Below are 25,755 nucleotides of genomic sequence, written 5' to 3' on the forward strand. Positions count from 1 at the left end.
TTGAGGAAAAGAACCCGTTATGGATGTTTTGAGTTTCCGCGACTACTGCCTGTCGCTGCCCCTCACGGAGGAATCGACGCCGTTCGACGAGACGACGCTGGTCTACAAGATCGGCGGGAAGATGTACGCCTGCGCGGATATGAACGATTTCGGGCAGGTGGCCGTGAAGTGCGACCCCGACGAGGCGGTCCGGCTGCGCGAGCGGTACGAGGAGATCGGCCCGGCCTACCATTTCAACAAGACGCACTGGAACGGCATCCGCACCGCGGGCGACCTGCCCGACGCCTTCATCCGCGAGCAGATACGCAACTCCTACCTGCTGGTCGTGCGGCGCAGCGTCACGCCCAGGAGCCTGCGCGAGGAGATTCTGCGTCATGTCGAAGAGCACGGGCTGCCGGAATGAACCTTCAACCTCCGAAAACGATACGATGACGATGAGAATGCGATTTCTTTTTGCGGCGCTGACCCTTGCGCTGGCAGCGGGTTCGTGCAGCCGCGAACCGCGGACCGAACTTTTCAACGGCCGGGACCTCGCCGGATGGGTGTGCGTCACCGACCCGGAGGGCGTCGGCGACGCCCGGGATGCCTTCTCCGTGCAGAACGGGAATATCCGCATAGCGGGCAGTCCGTTCGGGTACATGCGCACGGAGGAGACCTACGACGATTACCGGCTTCACGTCGAGTGGCGTTGGATCGGCGAGGCGACGAACAGCGGCATTTTCCAGCGCGTGCAGGCCGGCGACCGGCTTTGGCCCGAGGCTGTCGAGTGTCAGTTGCAGGCGGGGCGCGCGGGCGACCTGCTGGGGCTGGGCGGCGCGAAGATCGCCGGGGCGGAGAGCAACGGAAGGGTCTTCATCAAGCCGCGCAGCGGCGGGGAGTGCGAGCGGCCCGCAGGCGAATGGAACTGTGCCGAGATCGTCTGCGTGGGCGATCATATCGCGGTCTGTGTCAACGGCGTTTTGCAGAACGAGTGCACCGGATCGGTCCGCAGCGGGTATATCGCGCTTCAGAGCGAGGGCGGTCCCGTGGAGTTCCGCAACATCTGGCTGACCCGCTTGAGACGCGGGATTTAGGTTGCGGCTGGCGGCTTCGGCTTGCTCTCGTCGCGAACGCCCGAACACGCGAACATGCGAACAAGGGGTGTTCGCCCTTGTTCGCATGTTCGTATGTTCGCGTGTTCGTGCAGAATCCCGGCATCGCCCCTGGAAGCGGTTTTAAACCGCCGCATTATCGCTTGCAGCGGAACGAGGACAACCGCGGTCTTCGCCCGCAAGACTTCTTTGTACCTTTTTTCCGCAAAAAGTACTGATCGCAGTCTTCGACTGGCGAGTCGTTCGCCGCGAAACGCGGCGAGAAAAGTCCGCATTCTCGCTTGCAGCGGAACAAGAACAACCGACAGCCCGCGTGCCCGGAGCGGGAGGCTGCATAGTCTTGTTCTTGCTGCGCCCGCTCAACGCGGGCCGGAGGTTGTTCCCGCGAAAGCCCGCTCAACGCGGGCCGGAGGTTGTTCCCGCGAAAGCGACATGCGGATGGTTTTGGTACTTTTAACTTCGCTACGCTCGTTTTCCTCCTTCTGGCATGGCATAGCCCGCAAGCGGTCTCTGCTCGTGCTGCGTGCGTCGGTTGCCATCAAAAGTACAGAGAAAGCCGCGACATCGTCGCGGGTGTTTTGTACCTTTTTTCTGCAAAAAGGTACCCAAAAACTCCCCGGCAGATGCCTTCGCCTACTTCGTCCCGTCTAACGTTGGCTCCGGGCGCCCGCCTAAAAGGCGGGTTTAAGGGGCGATGGGCCGCAGAAAGGATCATATCCGATACGACGCTCTCACTCTTAAAACCGGCGTCTTACGCCGGCGCTCGCGCTTTTAGCCGGGCCTTCGTTTCACGGCTCCGGCATCGGGCCGGAATCGTTCGCCGCGGAACGCGGCGGGAGGAGGTGCAAAATGGCCCCTTTCGCAACCTGAAACCCCGGTTCTTAACCGGGCGCAGAACCGGGCGGAGAGCGGGCCGAAGCTGCCAGTCGCAATGCAAATCCCGGTTCTTAACCGGGCGAACGCGCGAACAGGGGCGAACACCCCTTGTTCGCATGTTCGCGCGTTCGCAGGTAAAACGGATTTTTAAGCCCGGGCCTGCCGCCGCCATCGGAGGTAACCCGCCACGGCCAGCGCCGAGTAGAGGGCGTAAAGCCCCGCGGTGTAGGGCAGGTCCTTATAGAGGTAAAGCCCGACGGTCACCAGATCCACGACCAGCCACACGAGCCATTGCTCCACCAGCTTGCGCGACAGCATCCACATCGCCACGACCGACAGCGCCGTGGTCCCCGCGTCCCAGAAGGGTACGGTGCTGTCCGTGAAGCGGGTCAGCAGCAGGTACAGCCCGATGTGCGCCGCGGCGTAGACCCCTGCGAGCGCCGGGACCGTCCGCAGGGGCGTGTGGCCGATGCGCAGCGCGGCGGCCCGCTTTGCGCCCTCCGCATCTTCAGGGCCGGTCAGCCCGGCGTCCGTTTTTCGGCCCCTCCTGCGCCACACGAGCCACCCGTACAGCCCCGCCAGCACGTAGTAAGCCTGCATCGAGCAGTCGGCATACAGCCCCGATTTGTAGTAGAGCGCCCCGTGGATCAGAGGCATGACAAGCCCCACGATCCACAGCCGGATGTCGGCGCGGTATTCGAGCCAGAGGTAGAGCAATCCCAACAGGACGCCGGCGATTTGCAGGAGGAGTTTTATGTCCATTGTTTCAACATTCGTATTGTCATTCCGAAGAGGACCGAAGGTCCGACGTGGGAATCTGCTGGAAGCGTTGTAAGGTCACGACTTTCGCCCGGATTGCCACGGCATCTGCGACGCCTCGCAATGCACGAAGTACAATTATTTAGTTTTCAGAGCTGAAATTCGGTTTCAGCGACGTTGAAATCGCGCGTTTTAAAATTTCACCGTGACGTTCGCCAGCACGTTCAGCGGCGCCTGCGGGAAGTAGTAGGCCTCGTCGATGCGTACGGGCGCGGGTCCGCTCCACGTGTCCATGTACGAATACCCGTAGCCGTTGCTCTCGTATTCCGCATTGAACAGGTTGTTGATCAGCAGGCCCAGCCGAACGCTGCGCGCCGAACGGGTGCGGAACGTATAGGCGAGGTTGAGGTTGGTCACGCAGTAGGCGTCCAGCGACAGGGCGTCGTTCTCGTTGTTGGTGAAATACTGCTTGCCGACGTGCTGGGTGTGGAACACGGCTTCGAATCCGCGGTGGTGGAAATTCAGGAAGGCGTTGGCGATGACGTCGGGCGAATAGGCGATGGTCATGTCGCCCAGCTCCTTGCCGTAGGTGGGGCTATCCTTCAGTGCGTCGACGTAGTTCTCGATGCGGTTCTGCGAGAAGGTGGCGTTGGCCCCCACGGTGAACCACCCGGTTGCGCGCCACGAGGCCGACAGCTCCACGCCCCGGCGGTAGCTGTCCGGGACGTTGGTGTTGAGGGCGTTGCTGTCGTCGTTCACCATGCCCGTCGGCACGAGCTGGTCCTTGTACTTCATGTAGTAGAGATTCACCCCCAGCGAGAGGCGCGGCGCCGTGTACTGGTAGCCCAGCTCCCAGTCGTAGAGCTTTTCCGACGAGGGGTAGGTGTCGTCGGCCGCGAACTTGTAACGGTCGGTGAAGTCGCTGCGCGTGGGTTCCTTCTGGGCCACGGCGAACGAGAGGTAGAAGTTGTTGCGCTCGGCGAGCGTGTAGCTCACGCCGGCGCGGGGATTGAAGAAGTGGTACTGTTTGTCCACGTTGATGGGCTGCATCCCGACCTCCTCCGAAACGTAGTTGTCGTTGACGCCCCAGGCCTGATAGCTGACATAGCGGTACTGGAGGTCCGCAAAGAGCCTCAACCCTTTGGCCACGGACCAGTTGGCGCGAGCGAAGAGGTTGGCGTCGTGCTTGTCCACGTCGTTGTCGTACCAGCGGCCGCCGATCTGGCTGCCTTCCAGTCCGTCCACCCAGTCGAGCACGCCCCAGTGGGGGCAGGAGTAGTAGCTGTACGAACCGCCGAAGGCGAGGTCGAGCTTCCGCACCGAGTAGGCCGCCGAGGCGTTCAGACCTCCGAGGTGGTTGCGCATGATCTTCTCGCGGACGAGGTCGGCCTCCTTTCCGGCAGCGACGTCGGTCGGGATATTGAGGTATTCGGAGAGCGTGCGTGCGTCCTTGTACTGCTTGTAGAAGCCGTAGCCATAGGTGTAGAATCCCGTGGCGTTGAGGGTCCACTTCTCGTTGAAACGGTGGGAGAGCACCAGCTGGTTGTTGATTTGCAGGTAGTTGTCCGTCTGATCGTCGTAATAGTCTACCGTGGCGCGCTGCCGCTCGCCGTCCTTCATATAATAATAGGAGTGCGGTCCGTTCGAGGTGTAGTACATGCCCTCGGTGTGGAACCTCCGGCCGTTGAGACGCATCTCCTCTTTCGTCGCGCCCGTGTAGGTGAGTCCCGTTTTGGCCTTGCCGCCGAACGAAATCAGCTTGAGCATCGTGCTGCCGTTGTAGTAGCCGGCCTGGAACATGTAGGATTTGAGGTCCGTGGCTCCGCGGTCGATGTAGCCTTCCGAGCCGATGTGCGTCAGCCGCGCGTCGAGGGTCCAGTGGCCGCCCATCAGGCCCGAGGAGATGTGCACGGCCTGCTTGTTGGTGTTGTACGAGCCGTAGGAGAGCGACGCGTCGCCGCCGAACTCGGTTTGCAGGGCGTCGGTCGACATGTTGACCGCTCCGCCGAAGGCTCCCGTGCCGTTGGTCGAGATGCCGGCGCCGCGCTGCACCTGAATGCTTCCCACGGCCGAGACGAGGTCGGGGGTGTCGTACCAGTACATCGAGTGCGAGTCGGGGTTGTTCATCGCCACGCCGTTGATCGTGACGTTGAGACGCGTCGGGTCCGTGCCGCGCAGGCGCACGGCCGTGCCGCCGATGCCGATGCCCGTTTCGTTGGTGGCGATCATCGAGGGGGTCAGGGCCAGCAGCGTGGGGATGTCGGTTCCGTAGCTGTTGCGGGCGATCTCTTCGCGCCGGATGTCGGAGTAGGCCACGGGGGTGGTCGGGGTTGCGCGCGTGGCGGTCACCTCGACCTCCTGCAAGCGGTACATTCTGACCGAATCGCCGGCGTTTTGGTTGGCGGGCTGCTTCTCTTCAGCCCGCAGCTGTGCGGCCGAGCAGAGCGCGGCGGCCGCAAGTGAAAGAAAAATCCTTTTCATCGTTAAACTTTTTGAGTTAATGGACTGAAAAGGGGTATGTGTTGTTGATTACGCTTCGTCCCGGTCTCGGCATTACCCGTCTCCGGTTCAATGGGTATAATCTCAGCCTGACAGTAAGGCACCCCTTTGAAATATCGGGTGCAAAGGTAAGTAATAAAAATTAAAAATTAAAAATTAAGAATTAAAAATTGTCGGAAAGGATACCCGTAAATTTCGATGTATCTGGTGCCGAAAATAAGTTCGGTCCTCCAATTTGTCGAAACGCACAGTGCGATTTTCCGCAGGTAATTTTTAATTCTTAATTTTTCATTTTTAATTCCTTAGAACGTTCCGAAGCGGAAAACGATCTTCTGGCAGTAGGTTTCGCCGGGGCGGAGCAGCGGCGAGGGGAATTCGGGGTGGTTCACGGCGTCGGGGTAGTTCTGGCACTCCATTGCCACGCCGTCGTAGTCGGCATAGCGGCCGCCCGACTTGGTTTCGGGGCATCCGCCCGCGAGCCAGTTGCCCGTGTAGATCATCACGCTGGGCTGCGACGAGAGCACCGTCACCGAACGGCCCGACCGGGGTTCGCGCAGGGTGCCGACCTCGCCCAGGATGTTGGGCTTCCAGCCGTCGACGACGAAGGGATGGTCATAGCCCTTGAAGTCGCGGATGTGGTTGAACTCCGACGAGATGCCGGGGCGGAAAGAGCGGAATTCCCGAAAATCCTGCGGGGTTCCGGCTGCGTCCAGAAGCTTGCCCGTGGGGATCTGGCGTTCGTTCATTTCCAGAATCTTCGAGCTGTTCAGGCGCAGTTCGTGGTCGAGCACCGACCCGCTGCCTTCGCCCGCGAGGTTGAAATAGACATGGTTGGTGAGGTTCACCACGGTCGTCTTGTCGGTCCGTGCGAGGTAGGTGATCTCCAGCGCGTTGTCGTCGTCGAAATCGAATACGGCCTCGACGCACAGCTCGCCGGGATAGCCCTGGTCGCCGTCCTCCGAGACGAGCGACATCACCACGCGGTTGGTCTCCACGCGGCTCTCCCAGATGCGGTTGGCGAAGTTCTTCGTTCCGCCGTGCAGGTGGTTCACGCCGTTGTTGACCTCCAGCCGGTACTCCTTGCCCTCGACGGTCATCTGCCCGAAGGCGATGCGGTTGGCGCAGCGTCCCACGCTCTTTCCCGAGGCGGCTCCGTCGAAGAAGTAGCCTTCGGGGTGTTTGTATCCCAGCACCACGTCGGCCATGCGGCCCTCGCGGTCGGGCATCTTCACCGAGACGATCGCCGCGCCGTAGTTCGTGAGCTGCACTTCGGCTCCCGAGTCGTTGCGCAGCGTGTAGCGAATGATTGCCTCGCCCTCCGGGGTCATGCCCCAGACGTGTTGTTCGATTTGTACCATAGTTTAATATAAGTTCGACGGGGTTAGGTTGTTTTTAGATCGGAGCGATTTTGTCTATGAACCCCCATCGAACTTATATTACGGCGTTTTTAACGCCGGGGCTCATGTTGAAAATCCCTCTGAATCTCCCTTTGAAAAGGGCGACTTTACTCTATTGCGGGTTTTAGATTGGTCAGCAGATTGTCGATACGCTTCAGACACTCCTCTTTGCCGATGAACGACGTTACGTCGTACATGCCCGGGCCTTTTCCGGCGCCCACGAGGGCCAGCCGCAGGGTGTTCATCACCTGGCCCATGCCGTAGCCCTTCTCCTCGATCCAGGCGTGGACGATGCGTTCGGTGTTCTCCAGCGAGAAGTCGTCGATTCCCGCCAGCACGTCGCGCAACTCCCGCAGAATGGCGGGATTCTGCCCCTTCCAGTACTTGCGCACCTGCTTTTCCTCATACTCCCGGGGAGCCTCGAAGAAGAACGACGTGAGGTCCCACAGATCGGTCGTGAACGTCGCGCGCTCCTTCATAATGCCCGCGGCTTTGCCGGCCACGGCGTCCGAAACCTCGATGCCGTGGCTGCGCAGGACGGGCTGGTAGAGGGCCGCCAGTTCGGCGTCGGTCTTGTGGTGCATGTACTGGGCGTTGAACCACCGGGCCTTGTCGGGTTGGAATCGGGCGCCCGATTTCGAGACGCGGTCGAGCGAGAAGCTGTCGATCAGCTCCTGCATCGAGAAGATCTCCTGCTCCGTGCCGGGGTTCCAGCCCAGCAGCGCCAGCATGTTGATGAACGCCTCGGGGAAATAGCCGTCCTCGCGGTAGCCGTGGGCGGTCTCACCCGTCGGAGAGGTCCAGAAGAGCGGAAATACCGGGAATCCCATCTTGTCGCCGTCGCGCTTCGAGAGCTTGCCGCCGCCCGTGGGTTTGAGCAGCAGGGGCAGGTGGGCGAACCGGGGCTGCACGTCCGTCCACCCGAAGGCTTTGTACAGGAGGTAGTGCAGCGGCAGCGACGGCAGCCACTCTTCGCCGCGGATGACGTGCGACACCTCCATCAGCCGGTCGTCGACGATGTTTGCCAGGTGGTAGGTGGGCAGCGCGTCGGCCGATTTGTAGAGCACCTTGTCGTCCAGCGTCGAGGTGTTGACCTCCACGTGTCCGCGGATCAGGTCGTCCATCGCGACCGTTTCGTTTTCGGGCATCCGGAAGCGGATCACCCACTGGTCGCCGCGGTCGAGGCGCGCCTTCACCTCCTCGGCGGGCAGCGCCAGCGACGTGGCCAGCTTTTCGCGCACCGCATAATTATAGGCGAACGCCTCGCCGCGCGCCTCGGCCTCCCTGCGCAGGGCGTCCAATTCCTCGGCCGTGTCGAAGGCGTAGTAGGCCCAGCCCGCCTCGACGAGTTGCAGGGCGTATTTGAGGTAGATTTCGCGCCGCTCGCTCTGGCGGTAGGGGGCGTGAGGCCCTCCGACGCCCACGCCTTCGTCGATCTCGATGCCGCACCATTTGAGCGATTCCAGAATGTAATCCTCCGCTCCGGGGACGAACCGCTGCGAATCGGTGTCCTCGATGCGCAGGATCATCGTTCCCTTGTGCCGGCGGGCGAACAGGTAGTTGTACAGTGCCGTACGGACGCCGCCGATGTGCAGCGGCCCGGTGGGGCTGGGCGCGAAGCGCACCCGAACTGGTCTTTCCATAGCTGTATTCTTTAATTTTTTTACGATCCCGGGTTGCGGCGTCAGACGTTGAACAGGAAGTGCATGATGTCGCCGTCCTCGACGACATACTCCTTGCCTTCGATCGACAGTTTGCCCGCATCGCGGCACGCCTTCTCCGAACCCAGAGCGGTGTAGTCGTCGTACTTGATGACCTCGGCGCGGATGAACCCCTTTTCGAAATCGGTGTGGATGATGCCGGCCGTCTGCGGGGCTTTCATGCCGCGCAGGTAGGTCCAGGCGCGGGTCTCGTCGGCCCCGGTGGTGAAGAACGTTTCGAGGTTGAGCAATTTGTAGGCCGATTTGATCAGGCGCGCCACGCCCGACTCCTCCAGTCCCAGGTCTTCGAGGAACATCTGCCGCTCGTCGAAGTCTTCCAGTTCGGCGATGTCGGCCTCCGTGGCGGCGGCGATGACGAGCATTTCGGCCTGCTCGCCGGCGATGGCCTCCCGGACGGCCTCGGTGTAGGCGTTGCCCGTCGCGGCGCTCTTTTCGTCGACGTTGCAGACGTACAACACGGGCTTGTCGGTCAGCAGGTTGAGGTCGGCGACCAGTTTGCGGTCCTCCTTGTCGAGTTCCACGGTGCGGGCCGAAAGCCCCTGTTCCAGCACCGCCTTGTACTGCAAGAGCAGCTCCACGGCGCGCTTGGCCTGCTTGTCGCCGCCCGAGGTGGCCTGCTTCTGGGTCTTGGAGAGCCGGTTCTCGACGGTTTCGAGATCCTTCAGCTGCAATTCGGTGTCGATGATGCCCTTGTCGCGCACGGGGTCTATCGAGCCGTCGACGTGGGTGATGTTGCCGTTGTCGAAGCACCGCAGGACGTGGATGATCGCATTCGTGTTGCGGATGTTGCCCAGAAATTTGTTGCCCAGACCTTCGCCCTTCGAGGCGCCCTTCACGAGGCCCGCGATGTCGACGATTTCGATCGTCGTCGGGACCACGCGCTTGGGGTTGTCGATCTCCGCGAGGCGGATCAGCCGCCGGTCGGGGACCGTGATCACGCCCACATTGGGCTCGATGGTGCAGAAAGGAAAGTTTGCCGCCTGTGCCTTTGCATTGGACAGACAGTTGAAAAGGGTCGATTTACCCACGTTCGGCAAGCCGACGATGCCGCATTGTAACGCCATTTATTCGTTTCGTTTATGTTGCTGTCAGACAAATTGCGCTTATCGTGAAACAAGCCCACAAAGATACGAATTTCTTTTCAATAATCGGAGACGCTCGCGGGTAAAAGCGGAAAGGGGGATGGTTTCCGGCTCTGGGCGCGGAAAAAAGCGCTTCTGTCCGTTCCGTTTATCCCTTGGCAAATAAAACCTCTTCGCCAACTGGCGAAGAGGTTTTATTTGCCGGCAGCAAGGCTGGCTATTCGGCCAGCGACCATTCGATCACGACCGGGAAGTGGTCCGAGGGGTATTTCCGGTTGTAACTGTTGTTGACGATGCGCCACGAAACGACCTTCGTGTCCTTCGGCGTGACGAAGACGTGGTCGATGCGCGACGCAGCGGCGGGAGGCGTCGAGATGTATTTGTAGCCGTTGTAGGTGGGCCAGTCTCCGTTGGTCTTGGACGGACAGCGGACGTAGCTGTCGGCAAGGATGCCTGATCCGGCGATCGTTTTGTAGGCTTCGGTGTTTTGGTTCGAATTGAAGTCACCCGTGCAAAAGGCCGGTTTGCCGCCTGCGATCTCCCGGACCTTGGCCACCAGCAGTTTGGCGCTCTCGGCGCGGGCCGTGGTCCCTATGTGGTCGAAGTGCGAATTGAAATGGTAGAATTCCCGTCCGTTCGCGCGGATGCGGAAATGCACCCAGTTGCACATGCGGGGCGAATAGGAGTCCCAGCCTTTGGACCCGGGGGCGGAAGGCGTTTCGGAGTACCAGAACGATCCCATATCCAATACTTCGAATTTGTCCTTGCGGTAGAAAACGGGGTTGTAGTGGCGTCGTTGGGCCGTTTTGTCACCGATGACGTTTTCTCCGACCCAGGTGTATCCGTCGAGGAACGGCTCGATGTCCTTGATCTGGGTCAGATAAGGCTCCTGCGCTCCGAAGATGTCGAACTTCTCGCTCTGGAGTAGTTGGCGAAGCAAATCCCGGCGGGTCGTCCATTTGTTGTCTTGATCGGAAGAGTTGTCGTACTGGATGTTGTAGGTGGCGACGCGAATCGGATCGAGCCACTCTTTTCCAGGTGCAGGGGCGGGTGCGGGATCGTCGTTTCCCGAACTGCACAGCGAGAAGAGCGGCAGGCAGAGCAGGAACAGACTGAAATACGGTTTTCGTATCATTTTTCCGAAAGAGATTGGTTTCGAATTTAAGACGAACTGTTTCCGGTTTTGTCCCCCGGGGAGCGAAAATTTGCTATTTCGCATTTTTTATTCGATTTTTACCGCTTGCAGGGGGACAAACCGGACGGTTTTCCGTTATATCGAATGACCGACCAAACCAATGAACCGAATGTTTCGGCAACGCAAGTACGACACCCGACGAATCGACCGGCAGTATGCCGAAGAGACCGACGTATATGTTATGTTGTATAACAGTTACGCCGATGCGCTCTATGCCTACGGCATGGGGTTCGGTTTCGACAACGAAACGGTCAAGGATGTCATCCACGACATATTCCTCGACATTATGACCCGCCAGGTCGACCTGGGCCGCATCGTCAACATCAAGGCCTACCTTTTCCGGATCGTTCACAACCGCCTGGTCGACCTGCACCGTTCGCGGGTGGACAAATGCGACCTTTCGGACCGGGAGCCGGGATTGCGGGTGTCGCTGACCTCGCTCGACGCGATGATCGAATCGGAGCACGTGCTGCGCATCCGCCAAACGATCGAGTCGCTGCTCAACCAGCTCTCGCCCAAGCAGCGCGAGGCGCTGCTGCTGCGCTTCGTCTACGAGATGGAGTATGACGACATCGCCGTCATACTCGACGCCACGCCCCACGCCGTCCGCAAGTTCGTGTCGAAGGGGCTGGGCAAACTTCGGAAGGGCAGGGAGTGCGGCAAGACGATGAAAATAGCCACTTGACACGGCGGACGCTGTTTTTTGCGGTTCGAGGGGGACAAAACGGCGGATTCGCCGTCATAGGGAAGAGCGCGGCGCCGCAGCCGCAGCATGCAGTTTGAAGATTACGATTGGAATCAATGATAAAACCGGACGATATTAAGAAGCACACGGCGGAGTTCTTCACCTCCGACCCGGACTTCGTTTTGTGGTGTCTCGATCCCGAGCGGGCGCAGGACGGCTATTGGTGCGGTTACACCGAACGCCATCCGCAGGACCTGCTCGAATTCGAGCGCGCCGTGAGCCTGGTGCGCCGTGTGGGCAAGACCCATCCCGCGCTGCCGTCCGTGGAGAAACAGTTGCTGCTCGACCGCATCCTGACCGACCATTACGCCCGGCGCCGTTTTGCAGCCCCTCCCCGCCGCCGCAACCGGACGGCGCTCTTCGCCGCCGCTTCCCTGCTGGTCGCCGGCGTTGTGGCGGCCCTGTTCTGGAGTGCGGATTTCACGGGTTCCGGACTGCCTTCGGCCGAGGCCTATGAGAACATCACGCTCGTGACCCGCGAAGGCAGCCGCGAGGTGTATGACGACATCGCCCGTATCAGCCTTACGCCCAAGGGCGAAATCCTGATCGACGGCAAGGAGAACGAAGGGGCGGAGACCGATCGCAGGACGCCCCGGCAGGAGGTGCGCGTGCATACGAGCGAACTGGTGGTCCCCAAGGGCAAGCGCGCACATCTGCAACTCTCCGACGGGACGCGGGTGTGGATCAATTCGGCGTCGGTGCTCCGTTTCCCGTCGGCGTTCGGGGACACGCGCGACGTCTTCGTCGAGGGCGAAGCCTATTTCGAGGTGGCGAAGGATGCGAACCGTCCCTTCATCGTGCACACCGACCATTTTGCGACCCGCGTGCTGGGCACGTCGTTCGACGTGACGACCGCGCCCCGGGCCGACGGTTCGTCGGCCGTGGTGCTGGTCGAAGGCTCCGTGGCCATCGACGTGGCCAACGGCGAATCGGTGACGCTGAATCCTTCGGAACGCTTCTCGATGAAGGACGGCAGCTATTCGGTCTACGAGGTCGATCCCTATAAATACATCAGTTGGAAGGACGGACTGTTGTTCTTCACCTCGAACACGCTGTTCGAAGTCCTGCAAAAGGTGGCTGCGTTCTACAAGATCGAAATAACCTGCTTCGGGGAGATCGGGAGCCGGAAGTGTACCGGCAAGCTGATCCTGTTCGACGACCTGGACGGCACGCTCGACGTGCTCTCCGACATTTTCCGGATCGCCTACGTCCGGGGGCCCGACGGCTCGGTGGCGGTGAGGCCTGCCCCCGACGATTGCGCCGACGCCGTATATCGCTGACAACCAATTCCAGTCTTAAATACTAACCTTAATACTGTTACTTATGAAGAAACTTTTCTTTGTGAGGAGTGGCTCGACATGCCGTATGCTGCGGATTCTTGCGGCGGTGATGCTGTTGCTTCCGGTGAATCTCCAGCCCGTCCGGGCCTCCCGGCAGGACGCCGGGGCCAAATCGTCGCTGACCGTGAAGATGAAGGACGCAACGCTGTCGAGCGTCTTTGCCGAGGTCGAGCGGACCAGCCGTTACGCCTTCATTTACACCGACGACGTGCGGCCGCTGCTCGACCGCCGGGTTTCGGTTTCGGTCAGGTCTGCGACCATCGACGAACTGCTGTCCGCGGTCCTCAAGGGAACGGAGCTGACCGGACGGGTGCGCGAAAGCCAGGTGATCATCTCGAAAGCGCCCGCCCGGAAAAACGCCGCCGTCACCCCCCCCTCCCGGCTGCGGATTCCGGTAGGGAAATCGTCCTGCAGGGGACGGTGATCTCTTCGGCCGACAACAAGCCCATCGTCGGTGTTTCGGTCTATGTCGAGGGGACGACCGTCGGCGCCACCTCGGACATCAACGGCAACTACACCCTCAAGGTGCCGGCGGGAACGAAACACGTCACCTTCGCTTTTCTGGGCTACGACACCAAGAAGATCGCCGTCGCCGATGTCGAACTGTTCAAGCTCGTGACGCTGATCGAGGCGTCGAACGTCATGGACGACGTGGTGGTCGTGGCCTTCGGCACGCAGAAGAAGGAGAGTTTGGTGGGAGCCGTGCAGGTCGTGCGTCCCAGTACGCTCAAGGTGACGTCGAGCAACCTCTCGACCTCGTTCGCGGGCAAGATCGCCGGCGTCATCTCGACCCAGTCGTCGGGCGAACCCGGCGCCGACGGTGCGAATTTCTGGATTCGCGGCATCTCGACCTTCGGGGCCAACAAATCGCCGCTGCTGATTCTCGACGGCGTGGAGATCGTCTCGGAGATGCTCAACAACATTCCGCCCGAGGCGATCGAGTCGTTTTCGATCCTGCGCGACGCCACGGCCACGGCGCTCTACGGTTCGCGCGGCGCCAACGGCGTAATGATCATTACCACCAAAAACGGCCGCCAGTCGGAGAAGATGGCGATCAACGTTCGTCTCGAGTCGGGCATTTCGATGCCGACGCGCGTGCAGGACATCGCCGACGGCGTGACTTACATGGAGAACTACAACGAGGCGCTGCGCACCCGCACCCCGGCGGGCGAAACTTATGTGCAGCACTTTTCGGACGAGAAGATCACGGGCACGCGCAACCGGCTCAATCCCTACGTCTATCCCGACAATGACTGGTATTCGATGCTTTTCAAGGATTTTACGGTCAACGAGAACATGAATCTCAATGTGCGAGGCGGCGGCAAGGTGGTCGACTATTTCCTCAATGCTTCGATCTTCAACGAAAACGGTATCCTGAAGAAGCCCGCGGAGTCGAAATTCAACACCAACATCAATTCGCAGAAATACCTTTTCCAGGCCAACGTCGGCGCGCAGCTCACCCGAACGACCCGCGTGAGTCTGAAGATGAACACGCAACTGCTTTTCTGGCACCGTCCCGTCGAAGAGGTGAAAGACCTGTTCTACTATACGATGCGCGCCAATCCGGTCGCTTTCCCGGCCATCTATCCCAAAGGCTCCGTGGAGGATCTCGACGACCCGATTTTCGGAAATGCCCCTTCGTGGGACGGTGGTTCTACGGACATCAATCCTTATGCCCTGTTGAGCCGCGGATACGGACAGCGCCATACGCAGTACATCACCACGACCTTCTCGGTGGACCAGGACCTCGATTTCGTCACCAAGGGACTGAAGGTTCGGGGCATGGTCTCGTTCTACAACAAGACCTATGCGGCGACTTACCGTTCTTTTTCTCCCTATTATTACGAAATGACCGACTATACCGACAACGGCGACGGGACTTTCGACTACAACCTGCAAAGCATCGGCACGCCCGGATCGTCCTATCTGGGAACCTCCACGGGGCGGAACGGTTACCGTGAGATCTCGTTGCAGGGGCAGATCGAATATTCGCGCACGTTCGGCAAACACGACGTCAACGCCCTGTTCGTCTACCACCAGAAGGAGAAGGTCGACAATCAGCCCGCCAATGATGAGTACAAGGTGCTTCCTTACCGCGAGCAGGGTCTCGCCGGACGTTTTACCTATGGGTATGACAACCGCTACCTGATGGAGTTCAACTTCGGCTACAACGGCTCGGAGAACTTCATATCGGGTCGTCGTTTCGGGTTTTTCCCCTCGATCGCCGGAGCGTGGGTCGTGTCGGGCGAACCGTTCTGGGAAGGTATCCGCAGCAAGGTGAACCTGCTGAAAATCCGTGCTTCGTACGGTCTTTCGGGCAACGACTATCTGGCCGACAGCAGCAACAATATCGTCCGTTTCCCCTATCTCACGACGGTCAACATGAACAAGGCGCTCTACGTGTGGTTTTCGCCCAACTTCGTCAAGCAGACCGGACACGAGATCAAGACCGTGGGCAATCCCCTGGCCACGTGGGAGGAGAGCACCAAACTTAACGTAGGACTTGAACTGGGACTGTTCGACGCCCTGACGCTGAACGTCGACGTTTACAAGGAAAATCGTACCGGCATCTTCATGCAGCGGCGTTCGCTGCCCTCGACGATGGGCCTTTCGGGCGTCACGCCCTACGGCAATCTGGGTGAGGTGGAGAACCGCGGCGTCGATGTTTCGCTCGAATACAACAAGGCGTTCAACAAGGACCTGCTGGTCTCCGTGCGCGGAACGTTCACCTATGCGCACAACGAGGTGAAGGCCCGCGACGAGGCGAAATACCTGCCCAACAAATACAACTCCGTGCTGGGCAAACCCGTCAATTCGGTTTACGGACTGGTCGCCGACGGCCTTTTCGCCTCGCAGGAGGAGATCGACAACTCGCCCCGGCAGACCTTCATGCCCGATTATCTGCCTGGCGACATCAAATACCGCGACCTGAACGGCGACGGCGTGATCGACGCCAACGACCGCACGTCGCTGGGTTATCCCACCGTGCCCGAGATCTTGTACGGCTTCGGCGCCTCGGTCAACTACAAACGCTGGGACTTCTCGTTCTTCTTCCAGGGCACGGCGCGCGTCTCGCTGCGCATGTACGACATGCACCCGTTCCGCGACAATCAGTATTCGGGCTTCAACATGACGCAGTACGTTGCCGACGACCACTGGTCGGAAGCCGATCCCAATCCCAATGCCGCCTATCCGCGCCTGGATTACCGCTACAACGCCAACAACACGCAGACCTCGTCGTTCTGGATCAAGAACGGCAGCTACCTGCGCCTGAAGAGCGTCGAACTGGGTTTCACGTACAAAAGCCTGCGCGCCTATCTGGCCGGCACGAATCTGTTCATCATTTCGCCCTTCAAATACTGGGACCCCGAAATGGGAAGCGGCAACGGCTTGAAATACCCGTTGCAGCGCGTGGTGAAACTCGGCCTTCAGTATAACTTCTAAAATTCGAGCGACATGAAAAAAATCATATCCATTTTGCTGTTTGCGTGCGCCGGAGCGCTTGCCGCGTGCGATTTCCTCGACGTGGTTCCCGAGGGGCAGGCGACGCAGGAGGACATCTTCAAAACCTCCAAGGAGGCCCGCAAGTACCTCAATACGCTCTACACCTACGCCCCCAACATCGCGGCCTACCGCTACATGCCCGACTTCTGCGCCGGCGACGACATTATCACCGCCACCAACGGCCAGACCCGTTATTTCCCCTACAAGAGCATGCTCTACAACGAGGAGAACGCCAGCCAGACCTACTACGGTCTGTGGGACGCGACGACCTCTTCCCCGTCCGGGCGCACGAACTACGACATGTACAAGGGCATCCGCTACTGTTACATTATGATCGACAATATCGACGCAGTCCCGGGCATCTCGCCGTCCGTGGCCGACGAGTTCAAGGGCGAAGCCTATTTTCTGATCGCCTATTACCACTGGGTGCTGCTGACTCACTACGGCCCGGTCATCCTCGTCAGGGGGCAGCTGGACATGGGGCTTCCCGAGGAGCAGGTCTATGTGGCCCGCAGTCCGTTCGACGAATGCGTGACGTTCATCGCCGAGACCTACGACCGCGCGGCCGATTTGCTGCACGGGTATCCGACGCGTCCCGATGCCGACCTGGGGCGCGCCACCTCGGTGGCGGCCAAGGCGATGAAGGCCCGGCTGCTGCTCTATGCCGCCAGTCCGCTCTGCAACGGCAACACGGAGTTCTACGCGCGTTTCCGCAACAACGACGGCACGCCGCTGATGAGCCAGACCTACAATCCCGAAAAGTGGAAGTGGGCGCTCGACGCCTGCCAGGAAGCGATCACGCTGGCCGAGGACAACGGGCACAGGCTCTACGAAAGCCCGAACGCGACTGCGGCTGCAACCGCTGCCGAGCGCGGCGAGATCAACTACCACGACTGCTTCGTCGAACCGCTCTGGAACACGACCGAGTACCTTTGGGCAATGGGCGACCAGACCGGCATCGGGCACTTGCAGCGTTACGGAGGCGCGCGCCTGAAGCTGCCGTACAGTACCGACGGCTTCTGCATCAACATCGTTCCGACGTTCGAGTGCGTGGAGATGTACTACACGCACAACGGCCTGCCGTGGGACCGAGACCCCGAGACCATGCATATCGACCCCTATGCCTATAATGCCGAAAAGGAGACTGTCAACCTTCATGTCTACAAGGAGCCGCGCTTCTATGCGTCGGTGGGCTACGACCGCGGCAAGTACGCCATCAACGGCGAGGAGTTCATTCTCAAATGCCGCGCCGGCGAGATGCAGGGCAGCGTGCTCGACGCCTCGAAGGAGTACCAGAGCTGTACGGGCTATATTCTCAAGAAGTGGATTCACCGCCAGTCGGCCTTCAACTACGACACCAAGTCGTGGACCTACCGCAAGTACGCCTATCCTTACATCCGCCTTGCGGAACTCTACCTGAGCTATGCCGAGGCCGATTTCGAATACAACGGGTCGTTGAGCGACGCGAGCCTCAATTACCTGAATCTGGTCCGCCGCCGCTCGGGGCTGCCCGATTTCAAGGATTCGTGGGCCTTGGCCGGGGGCATTCCCACCGGCGACGAACTGCGCAAGGTGCTGCACCGGGAGCGTTCGATCGAACTGCTGATGGAGGGCATGCGCTACCACGACCTGCGCCGTTGGAAAGAGGCGGGCGAAGCGATGTCCCGGCGTCCCAAGGCGTGGAATCTCGACGGCAGGACGGCGGCCGATTTCTACCGGGTCTCCACGATGAAGGAGAGCGGCGTCCGCACGTTCGAATCCCCCAAGACCTACTGGATGGCCATTCCGTTGAGCGAAATCAATATCAACTACAACCTCGTGCAGAATCCCGGTTACTAACCTTAATAATCCGATTGCGATGAAGAATCTTGCGATATGCCTCCTGCTTCTGCTGGGAGCCGTAGGGTGCGGCGACGATTACGTCGTCTACGAGACGGTGGACACTATGGTCTGCATCCCGAAGAACGATTTCCAGGTCCTCGAATACGATGCCGCTTCGGGCCAGGCGTGCGTTTACGATCTCTATCTTTACAAGGGCGGTTACAATGACGACGGAATCACCGTGAAACTGGTGGTCGACCCCTCCGTGCTCGATGTCTATAACGTGGAAAGCGGACTCGAACTGAAGGTGATGCCCGACAGGTATTTCGCCTTCGACCCCGAAGTGCGCTTGTCGGGGGACAGGGTCATGGACCGCGCCGAAATCCGCTTCGATGCCGCTTCGATGCTTGCCGACGGCATTGATTCCTCCTATGTGCTGCCGCTTTCCGTCAGGGCCGATGATCAGGGCAAGGTGCGTCCCGAAAAGAACAGCGTAATCATCCGGGTCGTGATGAAATAACCGTGATGCGGAGGAGGTCCGGCCTCCTCCGCATCCTCAATGCAAAAAAATATGTCAAAATTCTACATGCGGCTTCTGTCGGTGTGCCTCGCCGCCCTTGTCCTGGCGGCCTGCTCCTCCTCGGAGGGCGGCGGTGACGACGGCCCGACCGCCGGACAGATTCCCGATAAGGCCGGAATGACGGTGAAGGGAATCGTGAAGGACAGCGCCGGCAATGGCATTGCCGGGGTGGTGGTGAGCGACGGCCTGGAGGTGACGGCGACCGACGAACGGGGGATTTACTATCTGGCCTCCGACCTCGCGCGGCGCAATTTCGTCTTTGTCTCCGTGCCTGCCGACTGCGAGATTCCCGCCACGCAGGGCTGTCCGCGGTTCTACCGCAAAATCGACCGCAAACAGGCCGTCAACCGGGCCGATTTTACGCTGACACGACGCAAGACTCCGTCCGACCGCCATTCGCTGATCGTTATGGCCGACATTCAGCTGGCTGCCGATAACACGTCGGTGGATTCCTATCTCGGTCATGTCGTTCCCGATGTGCTGAAAACCGTGCAGGGGCTTCCGACGGAGGTTTATGGAGTCAGCCTGGGCGACCTGGTCTGGAACGATATGTCGCTTTTCCCGAAGTACCGTCAGGGGCTGGAGACGCTTGGCTTCACGACCTTCAGCCTGCCGGGCAACCACGATCACGATCCGGCCGAGTTGACCGATTCGCTCGCCTTGCAGAGCTACGAACGCTATTTCGGTCCGGCGAACTACTCGGTGAACATCGGGAAAATCCATTATCTGTTCCTCGACAACATCCTTTTCGACCATGCGCCGACCGCCGGGGAGGAGTATACGATCGGTCTTACGGACGAAATTTGCCGTTGGATCGAAGCCGATTTGCGCTACGTTCCGGCGGGCAGCACGCTCGTCGTCTCGTCCCATTGCCCGATTCTCTATCACACGAAGAACACCGCAGCGCGCAACCACCGCAATTTCCAGCGTTTCCTCGATGCGATAAGCCCCTATAAGGTCCATGCCTTCGGGGGGCACAAGCACTACCATGACATTTACCGTTACGACGACGGACGCAAGGTCATGCACTGCATCGCCCGCACGCCGGGCGACCTGTTCATCAACGGCGACGTCAACTGCGACGGCACGCCGCGCGGCTATGCCGTGGTCGAGGTCGATGGCGAACGGCTCTCGTGGTATTACAAGCCGGCGGGCGGGAAGCGCGATATGCAGATGCGCCTCTATGCACCCGGACGCACCAATTCGGCCTGTGTCTATGCCAATGTCTGGGGTTATGACACGGCCTGGAGCGCCGTGGAGTGGATTCCCGCTTCGGGCGGGCAGGCGGAGGCGATGGAGCGGACGCAGCGCACCGATCCCTATTACGAGGAGGTGCTGGCGACGGGTGTGCGCGGAGGGACGCCGACCAATACGTGGCATATGTTCCGGGTCGATCCGGGCAGCGAACGGGGCGGCATGGTGCGGGTCACCGACAGTTTCGGGCATACCTACGAATCGTCCGTGTCCTGGTAAATACGACATTCGAACAAAACCTTAAATACAACTTCAACGATGAAGAGACTTTTTCTTTTTCTGACCGTCGCGGCAGCCGTTTGCTGTGCGGCGTGCAGCGACGATCCCGAGGTCGCCGAATCCAACCTTTCACTGCTCGAGGATAACGTGACGTTCGATATGTTCGGAGGGCGCAGCGTCCTTGAAATCACGGCCGATTCGCCGTGGACGGTCTCCTGCGACGACGATTGGTGCCGCACCAACGTCGCTGAAGGTTCGCACACGAAGAAGATCGTTCTGACGGTCGACCAGAGTTTCCTGCCCGAGGAGCGCACGACCGCGGTGCGTTTTTACGCCGCGGGCGAAGAGAAGCACACCGTGACCGTGACGCAGGAGAAGTTCGAGCCGATCCTCGTGCTGGCGGAGGACGGCGCCGATATAACCGTCTACGGCGCCGGGAGCGAACCGGCCCTGAACCTGCGTGCATCCGTGGCATGGAAAATCGAGGGCGCGACCGACTGGTGCGCCGTGTCGCAGTCCGAAGGGACGAAAAGTTCGGTCGTGAAACTGTTGCTGACCGACGACGGCGAGGGCGTGCGTCCGCGCAGCGCGACGCTGACCGTCTTCTCCGAGATGGAGGGCGTCGAACCGCAGCAGGTGACCGTCGTGCAGCGGTCGACCGGGGCGAATACGGTCGTGGTCCGGGCGGGTGAAACCCGTGCGTTTCCGGCGCGGCGCACCGACGGCGCGTATGTGAAGGGCGTTGCGGCGGACTGGGTCTGGACCACCGACGCAGAGTTGCTTTCGGGGCTTGACTACGACGCTTCCCGGAATGAAATCACCTGCACTGCGGCCAAGTCGAAGCAGGGCAGCGGGCTGGTCGCGCTGTTCGACGCCGAAGGCGCGGTTGTCTGGTCGTGGCTGGTCTGGGTCGTGGACAAGATGCCTTCGGACGTGACCGTCGGCGGTATCGCCTGGCAGGACCGCAATGTCGGGGCCGAATACCATTCGACCGATCCGAAGGCCTGTGTGCAGGATTTCCGCTCCTACGGACTGTTCTATCAGTGGGGCCGCAAGGAGCCGTTCATCGGCGCGAAGATCCTCTCGAAGAACAAATATTACGAGGGGCATGCGGAGTATCCCGATGCTTTCGGCGCGATGACGCGCGAGGTGGTTTTCAACGCCTCCCGCACCGCCGGCTGGCAGATCAGCGGTGAGGAGATGACCGCCGCAACGGCAAACGGCAATCCGACGACGTTCTATACCCGGTCGTCCGCAGCGATGTCCGAAGGCTGGACCGAGGGCGGCAAGGGGCTGAACGATCCCTGCCCGGTGGGATACCGGGTGCCGACGGCGGCCGAATGGCAGTCGCTGCTTGCCTACGTGGACGGCAACGCCGCCAAGAACCAGGATTCGGGCGACACGTACAGCCGCTGGTATGCGCTCAATTCGGGCGGAACCCTCATCGGCCCGTCGACGATGTTCCGCAAGGGCGATAACGGCCGCATCCACTATCCGGGGCGTTCGGCAGCCTATTGTTCGTCGACGCTCGCCGGCGGCAAGCCGCTCCCGATGTACGACTGGAAGGCGGGCGACGCCACGGGCGAGGGGACCTATTACGAACGGAAGATGACCACAGCCTACGGTATGCGCTGCGTGAAGGAGTGACGCCGCTGCGATCGCGGGGGCTTCGGGCGGGAGTGAGTTTATTCCGTTCCGAAGCCCTTTTTTGCGGTATTTTCATTACCTTCGCATGTCTTTTCAAACTTTTACCGATGAAAAATAGCATCTTTACCGTATTGGCGGCCCTCGTGCTGTATCCCGCCGGGGCGCAGCCCGTCACCCCGCAGGACCGGCGGCGCGCCGCGGAACTGGTCGAACGCATGACGCTCGACGAAAAGATCGGCCAGCTGGTCCAGCAGCACGGAGGCGGCGCCGTCACGGGACCCGACAAGACGGAACTTTCCGTCGAACGGCTGGTCCGCGAAGGGCGCTGCGGCAGCGTATTCAACATCAAGTCCTTCGAGGAGACCGAGCGGTTGCAGCGGATCGCCGTCGAGGAGAGCCGGCTGGGCATCCCGCTGCTGATCGGCGCCGACGTGATCCACGGTTTCCGGACGATCTTCCCGATCAACCTCGCCGTCGCCGCCTCGTGGGACCCTGCCGCCGCGGAGTCGCTGGCCCGCGTTTCGGCTCGCGAAGCCTCGGCCATGGGCATCCATTGGACCTTTTCGCCGATGTGCGACGTTTCGCGCGACCCCCGGTGGGGCCGTGTCTCCGAGGGCGCGGGCGAAGACCCCTATCTGGGCGCGCGTGTCGCCGAAGCGATGGTGCGGGGCTATCAGGGCGACTTGTCCGACCCTTCGTCGGTTCTTGCCTGCGTGAAGCATTTCGCCGCCTACGGCGCTCCGCAGGCCGGGCGCGAATACCATGCGGTCGATATGTCCGAGCGGGTTTTCCGCGACAGCTACCTGCCGCCTTACCGGGCGGCGCTCGATGCCGGGGCCGCGACGGTGATGACCTCGTTCAACGACCTCGACGGCGTTCCGGCCACGGCCAACCGCTGGCTGATGCGCGACCTGTTGCGCGACGAACTGGGCTTCGGCGGATTCGTGGTGACCGACTACGGCACGATCGGCGAACTGAAAGCTCACGGCGTGGCGGGCGACGATGCGCAGGCTGCCGAACTGGCCCTGCGCGCCGGGGTCAACATGGACATGATGAGCGCCGCCTACCTGTTCCATGCCGCCGAACTGGTGCGGGAGGGGCGTATCCCGGAGTCGCTGATCGACAGCCTTTGCCGTGAGGTGCTGGCCGTGAAGTTCCGCCTGGGGCTGTTCGACGATCCTTTCCGCTACCAGGCGAAGGAGCGCGAGAAGTGCTATTACGCCCCGGAACATCTCGATGCCGCGCGCCGCGTGGCCCGCAGTTCGATGGTGCTGCTGGAGAACCGCGGCGGCGTGCTGCCCCTGAAAAAGGGGAGCCGGATCGCGCTGGTGGGACCTTTCGCCGATTCCCGGTGGGACCTGATCGGCTCGTGGGTTCATTTCGCCGAGGCCGGCCGGACCTCGACCTTTCTCGACGGACTGCGGGCGCGTTTCGGAGCCGACCGTGTGACCTATGCCCGCGGATGCGACCCGCACAAGGCCCTCGAAGGCGGTATTTCGGAGGCGGTGGCCGCAGCCGCGAAGTCGGACGTGGTGCTGGTTGCGCTCGGATTGAAGGCGGGGGAGAGCGGCGAGGCGGCAAGCCTTGCGTCGCTTGCGCTGCCCGACGCGCAGCGTGACCTGCTGGAGAACTTGAAGCAAACCGGGAAACCGGTTGTCGTCCTGCTGGTTACGGGTCGTCCTATGGGGCTGGCCCGCGAAGCGGAACTTGCCGACGCCCTGCTGCTGACCTGGTATCCGGGCACGATGGCGGGCGAGGCGCTGGCCGATGTCGTGTCGGGCGACTACAACCCCTCGGGGCGTTTGCCGATGACCTTTCCCCGCACGGTGGGGCAGGTTCCGATCCATTACGACATGAAGAGCACGGGACGTCCGGCCGACGAGTCGGGCAAGCCCAACAAATACACTTCGCGCTATCTCGACGTACCCAATTCGCCGCAGTATTGTTTCGGCTACGGGTTGAGCTACACGACGTTCGGTTATTCGGACCTGCGGGTGCTGACGCCCGAAGCCGCCGTCGGCGGCGAGGTTCGCGTGTCGGTCCGCGTGACCAACACGGGCGGCCGCGACGGCGAGGAGGTCGTGCAGCTCTACGTGCGCGATCTGCTGTCCGGTGTGACGCGTCCGGTTCGTGAACTGAAAGGTTTCCGGAAGGTCATGCTTCGCGCCGGGGAGAGCCGCGAGGTGACCTTCACACTGACGCCCGACGACCTTTCGTTCTGGCGTCTCGACAAAAAGTGGGGCCAGGAGCCGGGCGACTACCATGTCTGGGTAGGGCACGACTCCGACTGCACGCTCGGCGGCAGTTTCCGGATCACCGAATGATTCGTCTCTCCGGCACGGCGGCCGACGCCGCGGGTGCGGGACAGCTGCAAGGGAGCAGCGGCTTCGGCCGCCGCTCCCTTTTCCGTGCCCGGCGGGACGGTCCGGATGTCCCGGAAAAACCCGTTCGGAGATGTTTCGGACAAAAGGTTCCGGGGAATGGCTGGGCTTTCGCAAATTTTTTCTACCTTTGGAGGTCAAAACAGTACGCAATGATGGATTTGAAGACGATACGTGCCGAACTGCGCAAGCTGACCGCGATTGTCGACGGCTGGGAGCCTTCCGGGGAGATTCCGGCCCTCGAACGCGACCTGGCGCTGGAAAAACTGCGGACGCTCTACGATGCGGTGCGCTTTACGGAGGTGGAATCCCTTCCGGAATTCCCGGTTGCGGAGACGGAGCCTGCGGCGGCTCCGGTGCCCATCGACCTCGGGGCGGTGCTTTCGCTCGACCCGACGGACGAAGCCGTGTTCGAACCCGGTCCCGATGCCGTTTCAGGACCCGCGTTCGATGCGGAGGCGGAACCCGCAGAGCCGTTTTCCGAACCCGATACGACGGTCGCGGCCGATTCTGCCGGGGCGTTTGCCGGGGGGAATCCCGATACGGAGACGCCCGGAATGGCGGAGCCTGCGGTGTCGGATTCCGAGCCGGAACTTGAGGGGGAATCCGGATTTGAGCCTGATCCCGAAGCGGCGTCCGAAGCCGCATTCGTCGCCGGAGAATCCGAACCGGCCGCCGAATCCGGACCGGTCGCAGCATCCGAATCCGACGCTGTGCCCGAACCGTCTGCGAAGCCGGTCGCTGCGCCTGAATCCGAGGCTGTGTCCGAACCGTCTGCGAAGCCGGTCGCTGCGCCTGGACCTGCCGCTGCGGCTGAACCGGTCGTCGTTCCGGAACCCGCTCCTGCGCCAGCTCCGGAACCCGCTCCTGCGGAGAAACCCCAATACATTGCGCCCACGCTGTTCGGACTGGAGGAGGAGACCGTCCGCCACCGTCACAAACAGCGCGTCATCATGTCGCTCTACGATACGCCTGCGCCCGCCGAAAAGCCCGCAAGGCCCGAAACGGCGGAAAGACCGGCGGAGCGTCCCGAACCCGCTGCCCGTCCCGAACCTGCTGTGACGCTCGAACCCGCTGCCCGTCACGAACCCGCTGTGACGCCCGGACCGACTGTCCGTCCCGGGTTTGCCGCGACTCCCGAACCGGCTGCTGCGTCTGCGTCCGCAGGCCCCGTGCCGCAGTCCGGAACGTCCGTGCCGCAGTCCGGAACGTCCGTGCCGCAGTCCGCGGCGGAGCCCGTCACCGTTTCGGAAGCGCCTGCCGCCGCCGAGCCGGAGGAGGCCGAATCCGGAGCGAGGGAGGTTGCGGTCCCTGTCGGGGCCGTGCTGGGCGAGGTGATCAACCACGACGTGCAGACGCTGGCCGACACGATCGCTCCGCGGCGCGACATGGCTTCGGAACTGCGCCGCGGCGAACCGGTCGCCGACCTTCGCAACGCCATCGGCATCAACGACAAGTTCCTGCTGATCCGCGATCTGTTCGGCGGCGACGGCGAAGCCTATGAAGAGGCGATCGCGACGCTCAACGCCTTCGACGATTTCGACGAGTGCATGATCCACATTGCCGAGAACTACGCCTGGAATCCCAATTCGGACGGCGCGAAGTTTATGATGGAACTGCTCGAACGCAAATTCGCCTGACACG

General features: G+C 61.2%; 18 protein-coding genes. 12 read left to right on the forward strand and 6 right to left on the reverse strand.

Annotated elements, in window-relative coordinates; genetic code table 11:
• Positions 1-19 precede the first annotated feature (19 nt).
• A complete protein-coding gene (locus tag BHV64_RS01930) occupies positions 20-403 on the forward strand; it encodes an MmcQ/YjbR family DNA-binding protein (RefSeq protein ID WP_015546547.1) in 384 nt (127 codons plus the stop codon).
• Positions 404-434: 31 nt separating this feature from the next.
• A complete protein-coding gene (locus BHV64_RS01935) occupies positions 435-1,073 on the forward strand; it encodes a 3-keto-disaccharide hydrolase (protein ID WP_044054731.1) in 639 nt (212 codons plus the stop codon).
• Between the two features lie 1,041 nt (positions 1,074-2,114).
• Here the strand turns inward: BHV64_RS01935 and pnuC are convergent.
• The 6 genes from pnuC to BHV64_RS01965 form a co-directional block, all read right to left on the reverse strand.
• The gene (gene pnuC, locus BHV64_RS01940) at positions 2,115-2,729 is read right to left on the reverse strand and encodes a nicotinamide riboside transporter PnuC (RefSeq protein ID WP_015546549.1); all 615 of its coding nucleotides are present in this window, start codon (positions 2,727-2,729) and stop codon (positions 2,115-2,117) included.
• Between the two features lie 189 nt (positions 2,730-2,918).
• Positions 2,919-5,207 carry a TonB-dependent receptor gene (locus tag BHV64_RS01945; protein ID WP_217727108.1) on the reverse strand — a complete coding sequence of 763 codons (2,289 nt, stop codon included), beginning with the start codon at positions 5,205-5,207 and terminating at the stop codon, positions 2,919-2,921.
• Between the two features lie 320 nt (positions 5,208-5,527).
• Positions 5,528-6,583 (reverse strand): aldose epimerase family protein, encoded by a 1,056-nt coding sequence (locus BHV64_RS01950; protein WP_015546551.1) that lies wholly within the window; start codon positions 6,581-6,583, stop codon positions 5,528-5,530.
• 146 nt (positions 6,584-6,729) lie between these two features.
• A complete protein-coding gene (gene gltX / locus BHV64_RS01955) occupies positions 6,730-8,265 on the reverse strand; it encodes a glutamate--tRNA ligase (RefSeq protein WP_022062594.1) in 1,536 nt (511 codons plus the stop codon).
• Positions 8,266-8,306: 41 nt separating this feature from the next.
• Positions 8,307-9,407 carry a redox-regulated ATPase YchF gene (gene ychF / locus BHV64_RS01960; RefSeq protein ID WP_217727110.1) on the reverse strand — a complete coding sequence of 367 codons (1,101 nt, stop codon included), beginning with the start codon at positions 9,405-9,407 and terminating at the stop codon, positions 8,307-8,309.
• Between the two features lie 235 nt (positions 9,408-9,642).
• Positions 9,643-10,560, reverse strand: coding sequence for an endonuclease/exonuclease/phosphatase family protein (locus BHV64_RS01965; RefSeq protein ID WP_118406485.1), 918 nt, complete (start codon positions 10,558-10,560; stop codon positions 9,643-9,645).
• 160 nt (positions 10,561-10,720) lie between these two features.
• Here BHV64_RS01965 and BHV64_RS01970 point away from each other — a divergent pair, with 160 nt between their 5' ends.
• The 10 genes from BHV64_RS01970 to BHV64_RS02015 all read left to right on the forward strand — a co-directional run bounded on the left by BHV64_RS01970 (position 10,721) and on the right by BHV64_RS02015 (position 25,751).
• Positions 10,721-11,305: an RNA polymerase sigma factor gene (locus BHV64_RS01970; protein WP_229028713.1), complete on the forward strand. Its 585-nt coding sequence runs from the start codon at positions 10,721-10,723 to the stop codon at positions 11,303-11,305.
• Between the two features lie 116 nt (positions 11,306-11,421).
• Complete coding sequence (locus BHV64_RS01975) at positions 11,422-12,645, forward strand: FecR family protein (protein WP_149887518.1); 1,224 nt, start codon at positions 11,422-11,424, stop codon at positions 12,643-12,645.
• 43 nt (positions 12,646-12,688) lie between these two features.
• Positions 12,689-13,129: an STN domain-containing protein gene (locus BHV64_RS01980; RefSeq protein WP_288115527.1), complete on the forward strand. Its 441-nt coding sequence runs from the start codon at positions 12,689-12,691 to the stop codon at positions 13,127-13,129.
• The gene (locus BHV64_RS01985; protein WP_276770780.1) at positions 13,126-16,149 is read left to right on the forward strand and encodes a SusC/RagA family TonB-linked outer membrane protein; all 3,024 of its coding nucleotides are present in this window, start codon (positions 13,126-13,128) and stop codon (positions 16,147-16,149) included. The genes BHV64_RS01980 and BHV64_RS01985 overlap by 4 nt, the downstream gene beginning before the upstream one ends.
• Positions 16,150-16,161: 12 nt before the next feature.
• A complete protein-coding gene (locus tag BHV64_RS01990) occupies positions 16,162-18,048 on the forward strand; it encodes a RagB/SusD family nutrient uptake outer membrane protein (protein WP_015546555.1) in 1,887 nt (628 codons plus the stop codon).
• Between the two features lie 19 nt (positions 18,049-18,067).
• A complete protein-coding gene (locus tag BHV64_RS01995; RefSeq protein WP_118406482.1) occupies positions 18,068-18,550 on the forward strand; it encodes a DUF1735 domain-containing protein in 483 nt (160 codons plus the stop codon).
• A 51-nt stretch (positions 18,551-18,601) separates the two neighbouring features.
• Positions 18,602-20,083, forward strand: coding sequence for a calcineurin-like phosphoesterase C-terminal domain-containing protein (locus BHV64_RS02000; protein ID WP_217727111.1), 1,482 nt, complete (start codon positions 18,602-18,604; stop codon positions 20,081-20,083).
• A 39-nt stretch (positions 20,084-20,122) separates the two neighbouring features.
• Positions 20,123-21,730: a BACON domain-containing protein gene (locus BHV64_RS02005; protein ID WP_138266063.1), complete on the forward strand. Its 1,608-nt coding sequence runs from the start codon at positions 20,123-20,125 to the stop codon at positions 21,728-21,730.
• 107 nt (positions 21,731-21,837) lie between these two features.
• Positions 21,838-24,054 (forward strand): glycoside hydrolase family 3 N-terminal domain-containing protein, encoded by a 2,217-nt coding sequence (locus BHV64_RS02010; protein WP_288115528.1) that lies wholly within the window; start codon positions 21,838-21,840, stop codon positions 24,052-24,054.
• A gap of 209 nt (positions 24,055-24,263) precedes the next feature.
• Positions 24,264-25,751, forward strand: a complete 1,488-nt coding sequence (locus BHV64_RS02015) for a hypothetical protein (RefSeq protein WP_278409814.1) — start codon at positions 24,264-24,266, stop codon at positions 25,749-25,751.
• Positions 25,752-25,755: the final 4 nt, after the last annotated feature.

Source organism: Alistipes sp. 56_sp_Nov_56_25, from assembly GCF_001915285.1.
In the GTDB taxonomy this organism is placed as follows: Bacteria; Bacteroidota; Bacteroidia; order Bacteroidales; family Rikenellaceae; genus Alistipes; species Alistipes shahii.